The organism is Oleiphilus sp. HI0132, assembly GCF_001635845.1.
This window is the reverse complement of record NZ_LWGJ01000851.1, coordinates 1-7,301: the sequence shown is the minus strand read 5'-3', so window position 1 is coordinate 7,301 and position 7,301 is coordinate 1. Positions and strand designations below refer to the sequence as shown.

Annotated in this window: 1 protein-coding gene; it reads right to left on the bottom strand. The window is 43.4% G+C overall.

The window, feature by feature from the left end; all coding sequences use genetic code 11:
* The coding region (locus A3766_RS09635; RefSeq protein WP_068642141.1) for a S8 family serine peptidase at nt 1-6,506 on the bottom strand (6,506 nt) is incomplete at its 3' end.
* Nucleotides 6,507-7,301 lie beyond the last annotated feature (795 nt).

The following is a 7,301-nucleotide window of genomic DNA, read 5'->3' as shown; positions in this document are numbered from 1 at the left end:
TCACCAATGCCATCATTATCACTATCAAGCTGGTTAGTGTTTGGAATTAACGGACAATTATCAACATCATTCAGTATGCCGTCGTTATCATAATCATCGTCAGATACTAAGGGGGCGTCACAAGCATCGCCAATACCGTTATTGTCGCTATCAGCTTGATCAGCATTTGGAACCAAAGGACAGTTATCGTTATCGTCAAGTACGCCATCATTATCGAAGTCATTGTCATTATTATTCGGCGCATCGCAGGCGTCACCCAAACCATCGTTGTCGCTATCAGCTTGATCAGCGTTCGGCGTGGTCGGGCAATTATCAACATCATTCAGTATTCCATCGTTGTCGAAGTCATTGTCGACCAATACAGGCGGGTCACAAGCATCCCCGGCACCGTCATTATCACTGTCGATTTGGTCTGGGTTTGGCGTAAACAGGCAGTTATCCACATCATTACTTACACCGTCATTATCAAAGTCATTATCGAAATGAAGCGTTGTAAAGCTAACAATCTCACTACTAGTTTTCTCACCAAGGATATTAAATGCATCAACCTGCAAGTAATGCATGGTATTAGCTTCGAGATTCAAAAGCTCCAGGCTGTGATTGCTGAGGCTACGATTATCTGAACGAAGTTTAGTTAAATCACTGTCGGCCTCACCATAGCGGACATTGCCAGTAGATGGTTGGACGGTACTCCAGCTGACCGTAGCACTATGCTCGCTGATATTACTTACAACGGGCTGCAAGCTAAATACCGCGTCTGGAATCGTTCCTGGTGCGATAGTTTCAAAATATCCTAACGGGCATTGAGCACTATTACCCGCCACATCAGTTAAAGTGATTTGTTGTTCGTACTCCGTTTCGGGAGTCAAGCCTGTAAGTAGCAGAGAATCTTGTGTAGATAAATTGATTGTGCCACTTTCTAACCAGTCAGCCGCGCCAACGGGGCGGTAATTAAGCAATGCGGTAGTCAGCTCACTTGAAGACCAAGTAAGTTGTGCCGAATCGACATAGCCCGTTGCGGAGGGTTCACCGACACATTCTGGGGCTTCTGTATCTGGTACAGCTGCCGTTGAGCCTCTTAGCGGCGCACTAACTGTATCGCCTGTGATATCCGAAGAATAAACATTACAAGAATAAGTCGTATTAGCAGCTAAGCCCGTTAAGGTTAACAAATGGTGCTTGACTCTCTGCGGATCGCTTATTTCATAAGTGACTTTTTCAAGCGGTGGCGTTGGAGGAGGGCTTGGCAGCTCAGTCTCACCATCGAAAGCTATATTAAGTAGAAGGTTTGGTGAACCATTTAAGCGACTGATCAAACCTGTTGAAGCATATCCAGTCATACTCGAAGCTACTTCAGCCGGCGAAGCATCTGGGTGAGCCTGCAAATAGAGTGCTATCGCTCCGGCAACATGTGGTGTTGCCATTGAGGTACCACTAATAGTATTGGTACCGCCATTGCTCCAAGTCGACGTAATATCTGAGCCTGGCGCGAATATATCAATACATGCTCCCCAATTTGAGAAGCTTGAGCGGCTATCATATCGAGTTGACGACGCAACTGTGATCGCAGCAGGTACTTTATTTGGCGACCCGGAACAAGCATTTATATTTGAATTACCCGCCGCTACAGCAAAAGTAATTCCAGCATCAATCGCCCGGTTTACTGCAGCATCTAGTGCCGCTGAATTTCCGCCACCAAGACTCATGTTTGCTACAGCAGGAAATTTAGCATTTGCTGCTACCCAATCAATACCTGCAATTACGCCCGAAGCTGTTCCTGAACCATTACAATCAAGTACTCTAATCGCTGTCATATTTACATTTTTTGCAACACCCCAAGTGTTGCCACCAACGGTTCCAGCAACGTGAGTACCATGGCCATTACAGTCAGAAGCGTCTGCGTCATTATCAATGAAATCCCAACCACTTGTAGCTCGACCTGCATAATCACTATGCGAAGTAAGTATACCCGTGTCGATGATATAGGCATTTACACCACTACCATCTAGCTCATAGCTATAGGTGGTATCAAGCGGCAAAGCAGTTTGATCGATTCGGTCAAGGCCCCATGTCGCACTGTTTTGCGTTACGCTAGCACTCATTACCTGATCTTGCTCTATCAAAAGTACGCGAGGGTCGTTGCGAAGATTCTGTAATTCTTCAGCTTTCATTTTTAGCACAAAACCAGGAACTGAACTGGAGTATTGGCGCACCGCCTTCGCTTTGACTTTGTTAGATATATCAGTAGCCAATGCCTGAACTGATGCCTTACGCTGCTCAGGAGATTGGTTTTTAGAGAGCCCGAAAAACTGCGGGCTGATCGGTGAAGGGGAGTATATGCTGCGATTTCTGCTTGAGCTCTGCGTTGCGTTTTCGGGCTCTTTTAGTAAAACGATGTATTGTTCTTCAATTGACCGGGTTGGCGCAGCAGCAAAGTAGGGTGCAATTTGCGAAGAGCTGGAGAATGTTGTTGCTTGCTCAAACTCGCTAACAGCTTGCTCAGCCTCACAGACTAACCGGCTATCAGCATCAAGATTTGTTTTCCAGCTAACAGTCAGCGAATCAGTACTGGCATTTTCTATGACTGGCTCTGCTACAATTTCTAGTGTAACGGGCGCAACACCGGGTAATAAGGTTTTAAATGAAAGCACATTACTGGTAACGGTATTATCAGAAAGATCTGAAGACTCGACCCTAAAGTAATATCGGGTGTCGGCAGCAAGGTTGAAAACAGGAACGCTGTGTTCAGTAGAAAATCCATTTAGAGTAAAAGTCTGATCTAGGGACTCTTCGCTTAGCCCCAGACGAACCGTACGAGATGAAGACTCGGTAGTTGACCAAAGTATGTCTGCGCTGCTAACTGTAATATTTTCAACAATAGGCCCTGCGATAATTTGAGGTGCTGTCGTGTCAGGCAAAGCTAAAGTAGTAAATTCAACAGGCGCGGAAATGCTCGGCCCGTTCCCGGCTGCATCAGTGGAAGACGCCCTTAAGACATAAGTAGTATTAGCATCTAGACCACTTAAATACATTTCATGCGAACGAACCAAGGACTCGCTTTGAAGCGTATTAGTGCTATTCCCGTCCGTATAGGAAACACCACTATCTGCTGCTTCGTTAGTCGTCCAGCGAACGATTGCGGTCGTTTGGCTTATGTCACTTACGATGGGTCCAGTTATTTCAGGTGCAGAAATATCAAGTTCAAATAGTGTGGTTACCGTTTGTGGTGAGCTTAATACAGGCCCATTTCCAGCAATATCGGAGATAGCAACAACAACTGAATACTGCGTACGCGGTGTAAGGCTAGGTACAACAAGTTGGTGACAAGTAGCGGCACTATCAAGGGGAAAATCGCTGCTGTCTTCCGTGCCGACGGTGACGACAGTAACAAGAGCTGTTACCGGCTCATCAGCGCAAAATGATACGGTAAATTTGTCATAGTCTATTGAGCTAATAGTTGGTCCGGTGACAAAAAATGGTAAATCGGAATCGGGTAAGGGGGATGTTCTAAAGTTAGCTGGCACTTGCTCAGAACTTAAGCCATTATCATCAATTGAAAATACAAGCGTCTCGTAGGCAGTATCAGCTGATAAGCCGCTTAATACTACAGAATGATTAGTCGTTAGATCTTGGCGGGAAAATGTATCACCTCCGCTAATTACGACCGTGCTATCGGATTCCTTATCCGTCACCCACTCTACGACTGCAGATACGTCACTTATGTTTTTTACGAATGGACCCGAAATAATTTTCGGCGGTATTAGCTCGGTTGTTGGGTTTGACTCCGTTGTAAAACTTATCGTCTCACTAATACTTTGCTCACCTTCAGAATTGAAAGCATCTACCTGAAGAAAGTAAGTTGTTTCTGCTTGCAAGTTATTAAGCGCGATAGCGTGAGCGGCGGTAAAGTTGAAATCGGATTCAAGCTGGTTCATTTCGTCAGACGTGAGGCCATAACGAACTTGACCTGTTGATGCCTTTTCTGTTGACCAGTTGACGATTGCGCTAGACGCGCTAACATCACTAACGAAAGGCTGAATTGTAAATAAGGGGGCAGGGAGCTCAGGTGCACTAGCTTCAGTTCCAGAGTTAAACTCCGCTATAGCGCAATCAGCACTATTACCTACAGCATCAGTCAAACTTATTTGATACTCATAATTGGTGTCAGGTAATAGCCCGTTCAGTAATTCTAGTCCCGTCTCTCTTAATTCTGAATTCGCCTGCTGACTCCAAGTACTTGCTCCTTTTTCCCTGTAGTTAAGGCTTATTACTGCTAGCTCACTGCTTTCCCAAGTGACTTCGGCAAAATTAACAAATGCTTGGGCTGTAGGTGGTGTTATACAGTTTGGCGGGGTTGAATCTACAAATTCTGTACTTAAAGCACCAATCACTTTGCTAGCAATAAAACCTTCTATGTCCGTCGAATAAACCACACAGCGATATGCAGTATTAAACTCTAATCCAATTAGAGTAAGAAGATGGTTTTTGCTTAATTCTGTTTTATTTACCTCGCTAATCCCGTTCACCGATTCGCAAATTAGACGGCTATCTGAGTATCGATTCGTTTTCCAACTTAAAGTGATGCTGTTACCCGTCAAACGCTCAATAACAGGCTGTGAAATAATTTCAAAACCATTAGAGACACTTTGCGATTGGGTCGTAAAAGAAGAAACGTTGCTATGAACTTGATTTCCGCTTAGGTCGCTTGATTCGACTGAGAAGTAATAAGTACTCGCAGGTAAGAGATTAGTGACGCTCAATTGGTGCTTTGCAGAAAAGCCGGGAGATGATTCGACACGGCTTAGGTTATCAGGCTCTGTGCCAATGGACACAACAGAAGATGATGATTCATCGGTACGCCAGCTAATCATCGCGTTAGTGTTTGATACATCTTCAACTAAAGCACGCCCAATAATTAATGGCGGTTCAGTATCGGAAGTAGAAGCTGTCTGGAACTGGATCTCCCGAGTTTGTGTTGCTCTATTGCCAGCGGCATCATTTGAGGCAACGGTTAAATTATATAGCGTATTAGCACTTAGCCCTGTAATCTGAACTGAATGATCGCTTACAAGCTCAGTGTTATTCTGAACCCGGTAACTAATACCATCGTTAAATGAAACTGCACTGCTAGCCGCTTCGTTTGTCGTCCATTTCACTACAGCTACTGTATCTGAAATATCAGTAACCGTTGGCCCGGCGACGATTAGAGGAGGGTTCAAGTCTGCCGCTGCTAGCGTTTTAACTCTACTAATATGGCTCTGAGTTGGGCCATTACCGCTAATATCAGTAACTTCTACTGACACCGCATAGGTCTGATTCGAGTTTAGATCACCTACAGTCAAGTTATGGCAGCGAGAGAAGTCATTAAGTAAATACTCAGCTCCGTCAACGATAAACTTTCCTTGCACTGGCTCATTAGCACAAAAAGCCACCGTAAACTGGGTTTCTCCGATAGACGTCGCTGCTAAAGGTTGGACAAACTGTGGCGCTAATGAGTCAGCACTAATACTTTGAGTGGTAAAGCTTAGAACTTGCGTTTCAGAACTATTGTTTTGTGCGTCTCGTGTCGAAATATTTACGTCATAATCGGTGTTTGAATCCAGGTTATTAATAACAACGCTATGTTCTGTTAGAAAACGGTTATTTTTAAAAACCGCTCCACCAACCACTTGAACTGTACTTCTAGCCGGTTCATCGGTCTGCCATTCTATTACCACAGATTGGTTGCTAATATTTTTAACATAAGGCCCGGCAATAGTTTTCGGTATTATGCTATCAAGTAGAACTAGCTCCTGGTCGAGACTAAGCGCGTTGTTAAGGGCAAGATCAGATCTTACAAAGGTCGCAAAGCCACTTTCGATTGTTGGAGTATAGGTAAGGTCATACAAGCAGTCAGTGCTGTCTGGGTAAAAACCGGATTCAATACAGGTATCACTAGGGAACAGCAACATAACATAGTTGCCTTCAGCATCTGTACTAGCACTACCACTGGCATGATCCAAACTACGTGTCGATAACTGAAGTAGGGGGCCTTGCTCAGGACCGTGCCAGACCGTGCTGGTTTCGATTGATACATTGGGGATAGGGGCTTTATTAGTATCAAGTACCTTGCCAGACAGGACAAGAAAATCGAACTGTAAATCACGTATTGTATCTACATAAACTTCAAAATCTTCGGATGAGATAGCTACACTATTTGGCGCACCAGAAAGCGAAACATCCGATGCTATAAAAGAGGCTCGAAGCACATAACTACTAGGCGAAACATCCCATTCATAGGCGCCATCTGAACTAACTTTTTGGGTGTCTCCAATTTGAAGAAAAGTATCATCTTGCAATACTTCAAAGAGAGTTACGCTCGCACCATCAATTAAGTTTCCCTGATGATCTTTCACTACGCCACTAAGGCTTGCTGCATGCACCACAAGTGAAAAAAATGCTAGGAAAAAGCTTAGGACAAGCGTGAATCCTCTGCCTTTCATAAAACCCAATAGTTTTTTACACATGCAGCATCTCCAGACAGAAGAGAAGTTCTTAACAAAAAGAAAATTTGATAAAACAAAACAAGGTGGAGCAGCTAAATAGTATAGCTCGTTTTATCAACTTCACTATTTCAGTGAAACCAACATACCTCGACTGATTGCCGTAGAGGCATTATTCCCAGCATTCATCGTCGCAGATGCCCACCAATAACTCATTACACACTTTGTTCCGCTTTTGTTAACAACTATGTCACGGAAATAACAGTCAATAATGCAAAGGAACTGAATAGGTCACACATATAAGAAGTGTTGCTACATTATTGTGCCGATGGTAGTGCGTTTTATTAGCAGAGTAGAACACATGATAACGAAGCGAATCACCATATACATAACCACGATCTATTTAACATAATATATATTATGCGCACTTATATATTCTGGTGAAGCGTAATTGACTGGTACTTGTGGGTGAGCAACTAAAGAACTAAACTTTTGCAACTAAAAAGCTAAAATTACAACTATATCTATAAATTGGGCAAACTAACTTATGAGGGTGCTTTTTTCAGTTAAAGCAGTTTTTGATATTATCTGGATTACCAATATTCGAGTATTTTGATTTTGAATGTGCATGTTTTACAACGTATGGTGTGTTCTCAAGTATGCACTAAAAGGGATTCTCTTTTTTTGCTGAGGAGGTGCACTTTTAATACAAAAGTGCGTTATAAACAGCGCTTCGCCAAAGCGTGTTTTAATAAGAGTACATAAATTACCAAGAATTACCTATCAAATTGGTAATTACCACCGGCTGGGGTAATTGAA